The sequence below is a fragment of the Stenotrophomonas sp. Y6 genome (assembly GCF_022436665.1).
GTDB lineage: Bacteria > Pseudomonadota > Gammaproteobacteria > Xanthomonadales > Xanthomonadaceae > Stenotrophomonas > Stenotrophomonas acidaminiphila_A.
In genome coordinates, this window is sequence record NZ_JAKUKB010000008.1 from 102,185 (window position 1) to 114,913 (window position 12,729).

The 12,729-nt window shown below is 71.1% G+C and carries 13 protein-coding genes; 10 read left to right on the forward strand and 3 right to left on the reverse strand.

Annotated elements, in window-relative coordinates:
• Nucleotides 1-108 precede the first annotated feature (108 nt).
• The 3 genes from MKP15_RS10195 to MKP15_RS10205 all read left to right on the forward strand — a co-directional run bounded on the left by MKP15_RS10195 (nt 109) and on the right by MKP15_RS10205 (nt 3,985).
• Nucleotides 109-864: an RNA methyltransferase gene (locus MKP15_RS10195; protein ID WP_240212629.1), complete on the forward strand. Its 756-nt coding sequence runs from the start codon at nt 109-111 to the stop codon at nt 862-864.
• Between the two features lie 122 nt (nt 865-986).
• Nucleotides 987-1,844 carry a phosphate/phosphite/phosphonate ABC transporter substrate-binding protein gene (locus MKP15_RS10200; RefSeq protein WP_240212630.1) on the forward strand — a complete coding sequence of 286 codons (858 nt, stop codon included), beginning with the start codon at nt 987-989 and terminating at the stop codon, nt 1,842-1,844.
• A complete protein-coding gene (locus tag MKP15_RS10205; RefSeq protein WP_240212631.1) occupies nt 1,841-3,985 on the forward strand; it encodes an EAL domain-containing protein in 2,145 nt (714 codons plus the stop codon). The genes MKP15_RS10200 and MKP15_RS10205 overlap by 4 nt, the downstream gene beginning before the upstream one ends.
• Nucleotides 3,986-4,645: 660 nt before the next feature.
• Here the strand turns inward: MKP15_RS10205 and epmB are convergent.
• On the reverse strand, nt 4,646-5,683 hold the full coding sequence (epmB, locus tag MKP15_RS10210; protein ID WP_240212632.1) for an EF-P beta-lysylation protein EpmB: 1,038 nt from the start codon (nt 5,681-5,683) through the stop codon (nt 4,646-4,648).
• Nucleotides 5,684-5,784: 101 nt separating this feature from the next.
• Between epmB and efp the strand changes: the two genes are divergently transcribed.
• Genes efp through MKP15_RS10235 form a run of 5 tightly spaced genes read left to right on the forward strand, consistent with a single transcriptional unit; the run spans nt 5,785 to nt 9,810 of the window.
• Entirely contained in the window at nt 5,785-6,351 is a 567-nt protein-coding gene (gene efp / locus MKP15_RS10215) for an elongation factor P (RefSeq protein ID WP_054665025.1), read from the forward strand.
• 4 nt (nt 6,352-6,355) lie between these two features.
• A complete protein-coding gene (locus MKP15_RS10220; protein WP_240212633.1) occupies nt 6,356-6,994 on the forward strand; it encodes a TMEM175 family protein in 639 nt (212 codons plus the stop codon).
• A 39-nt stretch (nt 6,995-7,033) separates the two neighbouring features.
• A complete protein-coding gene (locus MKP15_RS10225) occupies nt 7,034-8,377 on the forward strand; it encodes a TRZ/ATZ family hydrolase (protein WP_240212634.1) in 1,344 nt (447 codons plus the stop codon).
• Nucleotides 8,378-8,404: 27 nt separating this feature from the next.
• A complete protein-coding gene (ubiG, locus tag MKP15_RS10230; protein ID WP_104938610.1) occupies nt 8,405-9,127 on the forward strand; it encodes a bifunctional 2-polyprenyl-6-hydroxyphenol methylase/3-demethylubiquinol 3-O-methyltransferase UbiG in 723 nt (240 codons plus the stop codon).
• Nucleotides 9,124-9,810 (forward strand): phosphoglycolate phosphatase, encoded by a 687-nt coding sequence (locus tag MKP15_RS10235; RefSeq protein ID WP_240212796.1) that lies wholly within the window; start codon nt 9,124-9,126, stop codon nt 9,808-9,810. Before ubiG ends, MKP15_RS10235 begins: the two co-directional genes overlap by 4 nt.
• A 19-nt stretch (nt 9,811-9,829) precedes the next feature.
• Here MKP15_RS10235 and MKP15_RS10240 read toward each other — a convergent pair whose 3' ends face one another.
• Nucleotides 9,830-10,282: a DUF6265 family protein gene (locus MKP15_RS10240; protein ID WP_240212635.1), complete on the reverse strand. Its 453-nt coding sequence runs from the start codon at nt 10,280-10,282 to the stop codon at nt 9,830-9,832.
• 88 nt (nt 10,283-10,370) lie between these two features.
• On the opposite strand from MKP15_RS10240, the gene MKP15_RS10245 reads away from it, so the two are divergent.
• The gene (locus MKP15_RS10245) at nt 10,371-11,270 is read left to right on the forward strand and encodes an AraC family transcriptional regulator (RefSeq protein WP_240212636.1); all 900 of its coding nucleotides are present in this window, start codon (nt 10,371-10,373) and stop codon (nt 11,268-11,270) included.
• A 70-nt stretch (nt 11,271-11,340) separates the two neighbouring features.
• Nucleotides 11,341-12,030, forward strand: a complete 690-nt coding sequence (locus tag MKP15_RS10250) for a phytoene/squalene synthase family protein (protein ID WP_240212637.1) — start codon at nt 11,341-11,343, stop codon at nt 12,028-12,030.
• 83 nt (nt 12,031-12,113) lie between these two features.
• On the opposite strand, the gene MKP15_RS10255 is transcribed toward MKP15_RS10250, so the two are convergent.
• Nucleotides 12,114-12,662 carry a DUF805 domain-containing protein gene (locus MKP15_RS10255; RefSeq protein WP_161614775.1) on the reverse strand — a complete coding sequence of 183 codons (549 nt, stop codon included), beginning with the start codon at nt 12,660-12,662 and terminating at the stop codon, nt 12,114-12,116.
• Between the last annotated feature and the right edge of the window lie 67 nt (nt 12,663-12,729).

Here is a 12,729-nt window from a genome sequence, read left to right on the forward strand (position 1 = left end):
CCGTGAAGGCGAATGGGTCGGACTGGCGGAGGAAAAGAGCGGTCCCGGCGCACGGGCCGGCCGCGCAGTTTACCATCTGCGGCTGTCCCGCTCCTGACTTTTTTCGCCATGTCCGCTTCCGCCCATATCCGTTTCGTCCTCGTCGGCACCCAGCATCCCGGCAACATCGGCGCGGCGGCGCGGGCGATGAAGACCATGGGGCTGTCGCGGCTGGTGCTGGTGGCCCCGGAGCAGCCGCTGGACGAGGTCGCTTTCCGCCGCTCGGCCGGCGCCGAGGACGTACTGGGCGATGCCCCGGTGTTCGCCACCCTGGCCGACGCGGTGGCCGATTGCCGGCTGGTGCTGGGCTGCACCGCGCGCGCGCGCCGGGTGCAGTTGGAGGAGTTGCTGCCGGAGGTGGCCGGCCAGCGCGCCGTGGCGCGGGCGGCCGAACCGGCGGAGGTGGCGTTCGTGTTCGGGCGCGAGCGTACCGGCCTGAGCAACGACGAACTGCAGCTGTGCCACGCCGCCGTGCACATCCCCTCCGATCCGGAGTTCAGCTCCTTGAACCTGGCCGCGGCGGTCCAGGTACTGGCCTACGAGGTGCGCATGGCGCAGCTGGAAGGGCAGGCCGCCCCGCCGCCGGAGCCGGGGTACGGCGAGGCGCCGGCCAGCCACGCCCAGCTGGAGGGGTTGTTCGGGCAGCTCGGCGATACCCTGGACCAGATCGATTTCCACAAGGGCCGTGCCCCGGAATCGGCCATGCGCAAGCTGCGCCGCCTGTTCATGAAGGCCGACCTGTCCGAGCAGGAGGTCCGGCTGCTGCGCGGCATACTGTCCGACGCCCAGCGCATGGCGCGGCTGGCCAACGCGCGCCAGAACTGAGACATCCGTCATTCGGGTTTTTTTCGGATAGTCTGTGCGCACACTCTTGGGGGAGCGCCGGTTTGCGTGTTTCAAGATGGCTCTGGGGAGCCGCGCTGGTGTTGTCCGTGGCGGTGCCCGCCATGGCGTCGGCAGCGGAGCGTTCGGTGCTGGTGCTGGGGCGTCTGAGCGATGATCCGAAGTCGCATTACGAACAGCTCAAGCCCCTGCTGGACTACGTGATTCCAAGGATGCGCGACGTGGGGATCGTCGAGGGCCGCATCCTGATGGCCAAGGACATGCAGCAGATGGCCAGTTACCTGCGGCGGGGGCGGGTGGACTGGGTGACGGAGACTTCCGGGACCGCCATGGCGCTGCGCCAGCGCAGCGGCGCCGAGCCGCTGCTGCTGACCGAGCGCGGCGGCGTGGCCGCCTACCATAGTGTGTTCTTCGTCCGCCGCGACAGCCCGATCAACACCCTGGACGAACTGAAGGGGCGCTCGCTGGCGATGCAGAGCGCGTGGTCCACCAGTTCCTACCTGGTGCCGGTGATGGAGCTGCTGGCCCACGGGGTGCGCCCGGAAATCCTGCTGACCCCGCAGGACACCCCCACCGCCGACACCGTGGGCTACGTGTTCGCGCGGTCGGAGCTGAACATCTCCACCTTCGTGCACAAGCGCGTGGTCGATGCCGGGGTGGTCAGCAATATCGACTGGCTCGACGAGCGCCGGGTGCCGGCGGTGTTCCGGCGCGACATGCGCGTGCTGTACGAGACCCAGGACGTGCCGCGCGCGGTGGAAATGGTGCGGCCGGGCATGGATCCGGCGGTGCGCAGGCGGTTGCAGGAAGTGCTGCTGGAGGCCAGCAGCGACCCGGCGGCCGGCCCGGCGCTGCGCAAGTTCTTCGGTACCTCGGCGTTCCACCGCCTGGACCCGGCCAGCCAGCGCGCGCTCGACCGCTTGCGCGCCGGCCTGGCGCGGGTACGCATGGAGGTCGAATGAAGCGGCCGCGCTTCGGGCTGCAGGCCCGCTTCCTGTGCGTGGCCGCCGCTGCGGTGCTGGTGGTGATCGCGATCGTCGCGGTGCTGCTGGCGCGGCAGGCGGCGGCCCAGCGCGAACTGCTGCAGGCCAGCAGCAGCGTGGTCAGCCAGGTGTTCGACGACAGCGTGCGCGAGCAGGGGACGTCGCTGGCGACCTCGCTGGCCGACGCGCTGGTCAACCCGCTGTACTTCTCCGACCTGGACGCGATCGGCGCGCTGGTGCGCAGTACCGCCAGCCAGAAGTCGGTCAGCTACGTGCTGGTACATGACGCCGAGGGCCGGCTGATCCACGACGGCTCGGTCGAGGTCGCCGGCTACGGCCGGCAGATGCAGGACCCGCTGGCGCAGGGCGCGATCAACGCCCAGCAGCTGCGGATGCAGGAGTCGCCGATGGTGCTGGAGGTGGACCTGCCGCTGCGCATCGGCGAGCAGCGCATCGGCGGGCTGCGGCTGGGCATGGACCTGGCCCCGGTACGGGCGCAGGAGGCCGAGGCCAAGGCCGCGCTGGAGCAGCGCATGGGGCTGGCCAACCGCCGCCAGCTGGCCTGGGTGATGCTGATGATGGTGGCGCTGGTCGGGCTGGCGTGCCTGGTGGCGCTGTACGTGCAGCGCACGCTGGTGCAGCCGGTGCGCTGGCTCGGCGCGACCGCGCGCCGGATCGAGGCGGGCGACTACCAGATCGAGCAGCAGGACACCCGCCGCGGCGACGAGATCGGCGAACTGCTGCGCACCTTCGGGCGGATGGGCCAGAGCATCGCCCGTCACGACCGCGAAGTGCGGCAGATGGCCTATACCGACTCGCTCACCGGCCTGACCAACCGCCTGGCGTTCCGCGAGGCGCTGGACCACCGGTTGCTGGGCGCGCGGGCCTCGGGCCAGGGGCTGGCGCTGCTGTTCATCGACATCGACGAGTTCAAGCGGGTCAACGACACCCTCGGCCACGAGGCCGGCGACGAGGCGCTGCTGCAGTTCGCCCAGCGCATCGCCGCGGCGGTGCAGCAGGATGGTGACGACGATGCGCTGCTGGCGCGCTTCGGCGGCGACGAGTTCGTGATCCTGATCGGCAACGAGGCGGGCCGGGTGGAGAACATGGCCACGTCCCTGGCCAAGCGGTTGGTGGCCGACCTGGGTTCGCCGCTGCAGGTGCAGGGGCGGGAGATATTCCTGGGCAGCTCCATCGGCATCACCCTGTTCCCGGAGGACGCCACCGACGCCACCGGGCTGCTCAAGAACGGCGACATCGCCATGTACCAGGCCAAGCTGGCCGGCAAGAGCTGCTTCCGCTACTACAGCCGCGCGCTGGACCATGCGGTCGAGCGGCGCCTGCACCTGGAGCAGGAGCTGCGCGGCGCCTGGGAGCGGGGCGAACTGCACCTGGTCTACCAGCCGATCTTCCGCACCGCCGACCGCATGCTGATCGGCGTGGAGGCACTGCTGCGCTGGCAGCACCCGGTGCTGGGCGCGATCCCGCCGTCGATGTTCATCGACATCGCCGAGCAGAGCGGGCTGATCCAGACGCTGGGGCCCAAGGTGCTGCATGCCGCGTGCCTGCGGGCGCGGCAGTGGCCGTGCAACGGCGCCGGCGAGGAGTTGTTCGTCTCGGTCAACGTATCGCCGCGGCAACTGCGCAGCGGCGACCTGGCCGCGGCGGTGGAGCAGTGCCTGCATGTCTCCGGGCTGGCCGCCTCGCGCCTGCACCTGGAGCTGACCGAAACCGCGGTGATCGGCGACGAGATGCTGGCCGCCTCGCTGCTGGAGAAGCTGCACCGCACCGGGGTCAAGGTGTGGCTGGACGACTTCGGTACCGGCTTCTCCGGGCTGAGCCACCTGCGCCAGGTGCCGGTGGACGGGGTCAAGATCGACAAGAGCTTCGTCGCCGACCTGCAGCGCGACCCGGACGACCTGGCCCTGACCAGCGCGATCATCGCCATGGCTCACGCGCTGGGCATCACCGTGGTCGCCGAAGGCATCGAGCACCAGGCCCAGTTCGAGCTGCTCAACGAGCGCGGATGCGACCTGGTACAGGGCTACTGGTTGGCGCGTCCGCTGGACTCGGACGACCTGGTGCGGCTGCTGGACGCCGCGCCGAGCCCGGCGGCCTGATACATCGGCCGTCGCGCCACACGTAGGTGTGGGGCTTGCCCCACACCGGGACATACCGAGAAAGCCCCGGGCGGGGCGAGCCCCGCCCCTACAAGGTAGGTGGCGGCTTCGTGTGTACTGCCGGCGACCCACCCACGTAGGTGTGGGGCTTGCCCCACACGCGGACGTACCGATAAAGCCTGGGCGGGGGCGAGCCCCGCCCCCACGACGTAGGTGGCGGCCTCGTGCATATTGCCGGCGATCCACCCACGTAGGTGTGGGGCTTGCCCCACACGGAGACGTACCGATAAAGCCCCAGGCGGGGCGAGCCCCGCCCCCAACGACGTAGGTGGCGGCTTCATGCGTATTGCCGACGATCCACCCACGTAGGTGTGGGGCTTGCCCCACACGGGGACGTACCGGTAAAGCCCCGGGCGGGGCGAGCCTCGCCCCCACGACGTAGGTGGCGGCTTCATGCATATTGCCGGCGACCCACCCACGTAGGTGTGGGGCTTGCCCCACACGGGGACGTACCGGTAAGGCCCGTGGACGGGGCGAGCCCCGCCGCCACGACGTAGGTGGCGGCCTCGTGCGTATTGCCGGCGATCCACCCACGTAGGTGTGGGGCTTGCCCCACACGGGGACGTACCGACAAAGCCCCGGCGGGGGCGAGCCCCGCCGTTACCCGGCGTGTAGCGGCCGCTTGCCGCTGTCGCCGGCGATCTCGCGCACCAGTTTCGGCACCAGGTAGCCGGACAGGTGCGCCCGCAGCGCGGCGTGCAGCTCAAGTGCGCGGGCGTCGTCGACCTCGAAATGGGCCACGCCCTGCACCCGGTCCAGCTGGTGCAGGTAATAGGGCAGCACGCCGGCGGCGAAGCTGCGCTCGCTCAGCGCGGCCAGTGCATCCAGGTCGTCGTTGACCCCGCGCAGCAGCACCGCCTGGTTGAGCAGCTGCGCGCCGGCGCCGCGCAGGCGGGCGAGCGCGGCATCGACGCCGGCGTCGAACTCGTTGGCGTGGTTGGCATGGATCACGAAAGCCAGCGGCCAGGGCAGGCCGGCCAGCCACTGCACCAGTTCATCGTCCACCCGTTCGGGCAGCACTACCGGCAGCCGGCTGTGGATGCGCAGGCGGCGGATGTGGGGGATCGCCGCCAGCGCCGTGGTCAGCTCCGCCAGCTTGGCGGTGGCCAGCGACAGCGGGTCGCCGCCGGACAGGATCACTTCGTCGATCGTCGGGTCGGCGGCAATGGCCGCCAGCGCCGCTTCCCAGCCGCCGCGGGCGGCATTTTCGCTCGCATAGTCGAAATGGCGGCGGAAACAATAGCGGCAGTTGATCGCGCAGCTGCCGGTGGCCACCAGCAGGGCGCGCCCGCGGTATTTCTGGATGACCCCGGTGGCCTTCTTGGCCGCGCCATCGCCGACCGCGTCGAAGCTGAACCCGGGGACCACCCGCATCTCGGCGTCGACCGGCAGCACCTGGCGCAGCAGCGGGTCGGCCGGGTCGCCGCGGCGCATGCGCGCGGCGAAGCCGCGCGGCACCCGCAGCGGGAACTGCGCCAGCGCCTGCGCCGACACGCCCAGGTCGGCGGCGTCCAGCCCGAGCCCGGCCAGCAGTTCGGCCGGGTCGCGGATCGCCTGCCGCCAGAGCGCCTGCCAGCGGCCGGCCGGCAGGGGGGCGGGGGATTCCTGTGGAGCGGGGGCGAGGGCTGCGGTTATCATGGGCGACCAGAAAAACAGATGCCCGCCTTCGATGGCGGGCGTTCCATTCTAATCCGGCCGCCAGGCGCGCGCCGGTTTTGCCACTTATCAGGAGTTCCAGCATGGCCAGCTACGGCATGAACGACGTGAAGAACGGGATGAAAATCCTGGTCAACAACCAACCGGCTGTCATCATCGACACCGAGTACGTCAAGCCGGGCAAGGGCCAGGCGTTCACCCGCGTGAAGTACCGCCTGATCAAGGACGGCCGTACCCAGGAAATCACCATGAAGTCGACCGACTCGCTGGATGCGGCCGACGTCGTCGACACCGACATGAACTACATGTACAGCGACGGCGAGTACTGGCATTTCATGGACCCGGAAACCTTCGAGCAGGTGCAGGCGACCAAGGCCGGCATGGGCGGCGCCGAGAAGTGGCTCAAGGGCGAGGAATCCTGCGTGGTGACCCTGTGGAACGGCGAGCCGATCGCGGTGCAGCCGCCGAACTTCGTCGAACTGAAGATCACCGAGACCGACCCGGGCGTGCGCGGCGATACCTCCGGCGGCGGCGGCAAGCCGGCCACCCTGGAGACCGGTGCGGTGGTGCGCGTGCCGCTGTTCGTCGGCCAGGACGAGGTGATCCGCGTCGATACCCGCTCCGGCGAATACTCCGCGCGCGTCAAGTAAGCCCATGCGCGAACCCGCCGGCGTCGAGCAGGCTGTCGAGGAACCGGTCCGCGAGGACCGGTTTCCGCATGAGCGGGTGGTGAACTTCTGCGATGCGGTGTTCGCCATCGTCATCACCCTGCTGGCGATCGAACTGCGCCTGCCGGGCAGCGAACTGATCGAACGGGTGGGCGCCGACCAGGCCTGGGGCGAGACCTTCAGCGTGCTGCTGGCCTATGTCATCAGCTTCTTCGTGACCGGGCTGTTCTGGGTCGGGCACATGCTCACCTGGAAACACGTGCGACGGGTCAATGCCAGGCTGGTGTGGCTGGCCCTGCTGCAGCTGTTCTTCGTCGTGCTGATGCCGTTCGCGACCCGCCAGGTGTCCGAACATTTCGTGGTCTACGCGCTGGTGCTCACCGGCATTTCGCTGTTTTCCTGGCTGCTGCGGCGCACGGTGGTGGCACAGGAGGACCTGCATGCGCGGCTCGGCCCGGCGCAGGCCCGCCTGCTGCTGGTGCGCGGGCTGATCCCGCTGCTGGTGTTTTCCTGCGCCATCCCGCTGGGCGTGTTCGTCCCGGGGAAATGGGCGGCGCTGGTGTTCGCGCTGATTTCCCCGCTGTCCATGCTCGCCCGCCGGCGCATCCTCGTCCGTGGCGATTGAGCGCGCGCCGCAGGCCCGGTCCCGGAAGGAAGCTTTGCAATGACAATCCATGAAACCGCGGCGTCCCGCTGCGACCTCCTGATCGAAGCCGGCTACGTGGTGCCGGTCGAGCCGCATGCGGTGGTGCTGGAAGACCATGCGGTGGCGGTGAGCGGTGGCCGGATCGTGGCGGTGCTGCCGCGCACCGAGGCACGCGCGCGCTTCCAGCCCGCCGAGGTGGTGTCGCGGCCGCAGGCAGCGCTGATCCCGGGGCTGGTCAACGCCCACACCCACAACCCGATGACCCTGCTGCGCGGGATCGCCGACGACCTGCCGCTGATGACCTGGCTGCGCGAGCACATCTGGCCGGTGGAGGCCGCGGTGATCGGCCCGGAGTTCGTCGCCGACGGCACCACGTTGGCCATCGCCGAGATGCTGCGCGGCGGCACCACCTGCGCCAACGAGAACTACTTCTTCGCCGACGTGCAGGCCGCCGTGTACAAGAAGCACGGCTTCCGCGCGCTGGTTGGCGCGGTGATCATCGATTTCCCCAGCGCCTGGGCGAAGAGCGACGACGAATACTTCGCCCGCGCCGGCGAACTGCACGACCAGTGGCGCGGTGATCCACTGATCGGCACCGCGTTCGCGCCACACGCGCCGTACACGGTCAACGACGCCAACTTCGAGCGGGTGCGGATGCTGTCCGACCAGCTCGACATCCCGGTGCACCTGCATACCCACGAGACCGCGCAGGAAATCAGCGATTCGCTGAAACTGCACGGCCAGCGTCCGCTGGCACGGCTGGACCGGCTGGGGCTGGTCAACGACCGCCTGATCGCGGTGCACATGACCCAGCTCACCGACGCCGAGATCCACCTGTGCGCCGAACGCGGCGTGCACGTGGTGCATTGCCCGGAATCGAACCTGAAGCTGGCCTCGGGCTTCTGCCCGGCCTGCGCGCTGGTGCGCGCGGGGGTGAACCTGGCCATCGGCACCGACGGCTGCGCCAGCAACAACGACCTGGACATGTTCAGCGAGAACCGCACCGCGGCGATCCTGGCCAAGGCCGTGGCCAACGACGCCACCGCGCTGGACGCGGCCACCACGCTGCGCGCGGCCACCCTGGGCGGCGCGCGCGCGCTGGGGTTCGGTGACAGGATCGGCTCGATCGAGGTCGGCAAGCAGGCCGACCTGGCGTGCGTGGACCTGTCGGCGCTGGAGACCCAGCCGCTGCACCACGTGCTGTCGCAGCTGGTCTATGCCGCCGGCCGCCACCAGGTCAGCGACGTGTGGATCGCCGGCCAGCCCAAGCTGGTGCAGCGCGAACTGGTCGGCATGGACGTGGCGGCGATTACCGCCAATGCCCGCCAGTGGCGCGACCGCATCCGTTCCAGCCGCGCCTGAGCGCGGCGGCTCCACGAGGATTCCGACATGACCGCAGCACCGACGTCCAACAATTTCGATCAGGCCGAGCTGGACAAGTTCGCCGCGCTGGCCAACCGCTGGTGGGACGCCGACGGCCCGCAGAAGCCGCTGCACGCGCTCAACCCGGTGCGGCTGCGGTACGTGGCCGAGCGCGCCACGCTGCGCGGCGCGCGGGTGCTCGACATCGGCTGCGGCGGCGGCCTGCTCAGCGAAGCGCTGGCGAAGGAGGGCGCGCAGGTCACTGCCATCGACCTGGCGCCGGAGCTGGTGAAGGTCGCGCGCCTGCACGGACTGGAATCCGGGGTGCAGGTCGATTACCGGGTGCAGGCGGCCGAGGATCTGGCCGCCGAGCAGGCCGGAGCGTTCGACGTGGTGACCTGCATGGAGATGCTCGAGCATGTGCCGGACCCGGGCGCGATCATCGCCGCCTGCCAGCGCCTGCTGCGTCCCGGCGGCAAGCTGTTCCTGTCCACGATCAACCGCACCCCGGCCGCGTTCGCGGTGGCGGTGGTCGGCGCCGAGTACATCGCCCGGCTGCTGCCGCGCGGCACCCACCACTACCAGGAATTCATCAAGCCGGCCGAGCTGGGCGCCTGGCTGCGTCAGTCCGGGCTGCAGCTGCAGGACGTCAGCGGCATGGCCTACGAGCCGTGGCGCAACCGCGCGCGCCTGAGCCGGCGCACCGACATCAACTACCTGGCCTTCGCGGTCAAGCCCGAGCAGGCCTGACCGTGCCCGCGTTCCCGCCGGTGGTGCTGTTCGACCTGGACGGCACGCTGCTCGACACCGCGCCGGATTTCGTGGTCACCGCCAATGCCATGCGCCAGGCGCGCGGCATGCAGGCGCTGGCCGCCGAGCGCCTGCGCCCGGTGGTGTCCAAGGGCTCGCGGGCGATGCTGGCGGTGGCCTTCCCGCAGATGGCCGAAAGCGAACGACAGGCGCTGGTGCCCGAGTTCCTGGACGTCTACCAGTCGCTGATCGGCCGCCACGCGCGGCTGTTCGACGGCGTCGCCAGCATGTTGCATGCGCTGGAGCAGGCGGGCAGCCGCTGGGGCATCGTCACCAACAAGCCCGAATACCTGGCGCGGCTGATCCTGCCGCAGCTGGGCTGGGAACAGCGCTGCGCGGTACTCATCGGTGGCGACACCCTGGCCGAACGCAAGCCGCACCCGCTGCCGCTGCAGGTGGCGGCGCAGCGGATCGGGTGGGCGCCGCAGCACTGCGTCTACGTCGGCGACGACGCGCGCGACATCCAGGCCGCATCCGCGGCCGCGATGCCCTCGGTCGCCGCGCTGTGGGGCTACCGCCCGGACGGCGACGACCCGGCGCTGTGGCAGGCCGACGTGATGGCGCCGACCCCGGCCGCGCTGCTGGAGCCGGCCGCCTGGCCGTGGCCGCGCGGCCTGCGCTGAAGCCGCGGCGCCTGGCGCCTCAACCGCCGCAGCGGCGGTACGCGAACGGGATTTCCAGGCTCTTGCCGTCTGGCCCCGGTCCGGAGATGGAGGCCTGCAACCCGGTGCCGTCGCGCCGGTACTCGATGCGCTGGGGGAAGTCGTGTCCGGGGTTCGCGAACACCACCCAGCCCTCGCCGTGGCCGGCGATGGCGAACACCGTGGGCGCCACGCCATTGGGCTGGACATGGAAACCCGCATCGCTGCCGGCAGGCACCAGGCGCATGAATTCGAACGATTCGGTGGCGCCGCCGCGCAGCGTGCGCGACATGCCCAGCAGTGCACCGCCGGCTTCCGGCAGCCAGGCCTCCTCGATCTTCCGTTCCGCGCTGCCGCCGCACCATTGGCCCGCGAGCCAGTCGAACTCGCCGGCCACGGCGGTCCCGCCCGCCAATGCCATGCCCACCCCCAGCACGATTGCCGCCTTTGCCATGTTCCCGCCTCCTCGATGGATGGCCGCAGGCTAGCCGGGCCGCGGCGGCCACGCTTGTAAAAACGCGCAGCACCGGGTTCGATGGCGCATGGACTACCGCGAGTACCCGCCGCCGCCCGACCTGCAGCGCCACGTGCGCTGCCTGTGGGTGTTGCGCGACGACGCCCCGGACGGCGAGGTGCAGGTGATCTACCCGGACGGCTGCTGCGAACTGCTGGCCGAACTGGGCGTGCCGCTGCGTTTCCACGGCGCGGACGGGCAGGTCCGCGCCGACCAGCCGTTCTGTTTTGCCGCCCAGCAGCGCGGCCCGGTGCGGCTGCAGGCGGCCGGTGCGGTGTTCTGCATCGGCGTGCGGCTGACGCCGGCGAGCAGTTCGCTGGTGGCCGGCGCGCGCCTGCCCGGGTTGCGTGACCAGGCCCCCGACCTGTTCACCCTCGATCCCGCGTTCGCCGCGCGCTTCGCCGGGGCCGCGCGCGGCTACGTCGCCGCGCGGTCGCCGCAACCGTTGTGGCGGCTGCTGCGGGAACGGGCGGCCGGGTTCGTGCCCGATGCGCTCATCGTGCGCGCCGTTGCCCTGCTCGACGCGGCCGACGGCGACCTGCGCATCGCCGAGCTGGCGCAGCGGCTGGGAGTCGGCCTGCGGACCCTGCAGCCGCGGTTTCTCGCCGCGGTCGGCATGACGCCGAAGGAATACGCGCGCGTGCGCCGGCTGCAGGCCCTGCTGCGCACGCTGGATGCCGCGGACGCGGACATTGCCGCGGCGGCCGCGCGCCACGGTTACAGCGACCAGGCGCACGCCACCCGCGAGCTGGTCGGCTGGACCGGGGCCACACCGGCCCGGTTGATGCGTGCCCTGCGCGGCAACCGGGAAGGCGACGACGCGCTGCGGCTGGCGGCGGCCTTCGTGCGTGGCACCAGCGCCACGCCCGCGGTGCCGGCGCGTGGCGCGCGTTCGCCGGGAACACGCTGGCGGCCGGCCACGGCCTGATGCGCAGCCTGCCGTGCGGCGCCCGCGCAAAGCCGCAGACGGCGCCCGGACAGGTTCTTACAATAGGCGCATGACTGGATCTGATTCGCTGGACGGTTTCCTGGACAAGTGGCGCGAGCGCTGGCCCGAATGGTCGCTGGTCGACCGTTTCGTCGCACCGGAGCTGCATCGCCGCACGCTGGCGTGGTTCGCGCTGCTGCAGGAATTCGACGACATGCTCAACATCGCCGGCGATCCGTTGCCGGCCAATGCCAAGCTCGGCTGGTGGGGCGAGGAACTGCGCAGCTGGGCCGGGCAGCGCTCGCGGCATCCGCTGGGGCGGGTGCTGGAACCGGTGCGGGCGCCCTGGGCACAACTGGCCGAGGCCTTGCCGGACCTGGTCGAGGCCCGTGAATGCATGGCCGACCCGGCGCAGGCGCGGGGTGCGCTGCAGCGCTTCGCCGCTGCGGTGGCGGCGGTGGAGGCGGCGGTGTTCGATGCGCCGCTGCAGCCCGCCGCCGGCGATGCGGTGCTGACCCAACTGCTGGCGCAGCGGGTGCAGGACCTGGGCGCGGCCGCGGTGCCCGCTGCCGCGGGCGGCGAAGCCGCCTGGCAGCAGGCGTTGCTGGCGCGCTGGCCGGCGCGGGTCGCCGGGCCGCGACCGCGCCGGCTGTATGCCGCGCTGGCGCGCGGGCGCCTGCAGGCCCGCATCCGTGGCGGCGCCTACCAGCCGCGCCCGGCGGCGCTGCTGTGGCGTGGCTGGTGGGCGGCGCGCGGCTGACCCGCCGGGGCGTCCGGGGGCGATGCCCGTCGATTGCACGGCGCCTGCGCACGGGCCGACAACCCTCGCCGGAAGCGGCGCTCTCAGGCCGGCGGCGCCGCAAGTGGCGCCGGTGCCCGGGTCGGATAGGTGAGCAGGTAGAGCAGCACCAGAATGCCGGCCACCGGCGCCAGGCTGATCAGCTGCCACCAGGGATTGAAGCCAGCGTCGCGCAGGCGCCGCGTGCAGGCCGCCAGCCACGGCAACAGCACCAGCAGCGCAGCCAGCTGCAGCGGCAGCGGGCCGACAGCCTCGGCAAGTAATCGGGCGAAGGCCAGCAGCATGGCCACGGCCAGTGCGAACCACCAGAAATCCGCGCGGGGCGTGGTGCCGTTGAACTCCAGCCCACGCAGGACGCCTTCGCGCATCGCCTGCAGTGCCGGCTGGCTGGGCGCGGGCTCGCCCAGCAGCAGGCTCGCCGGCGCTACTTCGAACACCGCGGCCAGGGCCCGCAGCGATTCGGTGGAGATCTTCGCGCCCGATTCCAGGCGCTGGATGGTGCGCAGGTTCAGGCCACTCAGCGCGGCCAGTTGTTCCTGCGACCACTGGCGGGCGATGCGCAGTTCGCGAAGTCGGGGGCCGTTGGCGTGCATGCAGATTCCTCGGGGCAGTGGGCTCGGGTTGTCGCCATCATCCTGCCAGGCGCCCAGCCGTGGTGAG

Coding starts and splice junctions, on each gene's coding strand:
- MKP15_RS10195 (WP_240212629.1), top strand. CDS start 109: ATGTCCGCTTCCGCCCATATCCGTTTCGTCCTCGTCGGCACCCAGCAT.
- MKP15_RS10200 (WP_240212630.1), top strand. CDS start 987: ATGGCGTCGGCAGCGGAGCGTTCGGTGCTGGTGCTGGGGCGTCTGAGC.
- MKP15_RS10205 (WP_240212631.1), top strand. CDS start 1,841: ATGAAGCGGCCGCGCTTCGGGCTGCAGGCCCGCTTCCTGTGCGTGGCC.
- epmB (WP_240212632.1), bottom strand. CDS start 5,683: ATGATAACCGCAGCCCTCGCCCCCGCTCCACAGGAATCCCCCGCCCCC.
- efp (WP_054665025.1), top strand. CDS start 5,785: ATGGCCAGCTACGGCATGAACGACGTGAAGAACGGGATGAAAATCCTG.
- MKP15_RS10220 (WP_240212633.1), top strand. CDS start 6,356: ATGCGCGAACCCGCCGGCGTCGAGCAGGCTGTCGAGGAACCGGTCCGC.
- MKP15_RS10225 (WP_240212634.1), top strand. CDS start 7,034: ATGACAATCCATGAAACCGCGGCGTCCCGCTGCGACCTCCTGATCGAA.
- ubiG (WP_104938610.1), top strand. CDS start 8,405: ATGACCGCAGCACCGACGTCCAACAATTTCGATCAGGCCGAGCTGGAC.
- MKP15_RS10240 (WP_240212635.1), bottom strand. CDS start 10,282: ATGGCAAAGGCGGCAATCGTGCTGGGGGTGGGCATGGCATTGGCGGGC.
- MKP15_RS10245 (WP_240212636.1), top strand. CDS start 10,371: ATGGACTACCGCGAGTACCCGCCGCCGCCCGACCTGCAGCGCCACGTG.
- MKP15_RS10250 (WP_240212637.1), top strand. CDS start 11,341: ATGACTGGATCTGATTCGCTGGACGGTTTCCTGGACAAGTGGCGCGAG.
- MKP15_RS10255 (WP_161614775.1), bottom strand. CDS start 12,662: ATGCACGCCAACGGCCCCCGACTTCGCGAACTGCGCATCGCCCGCCAG.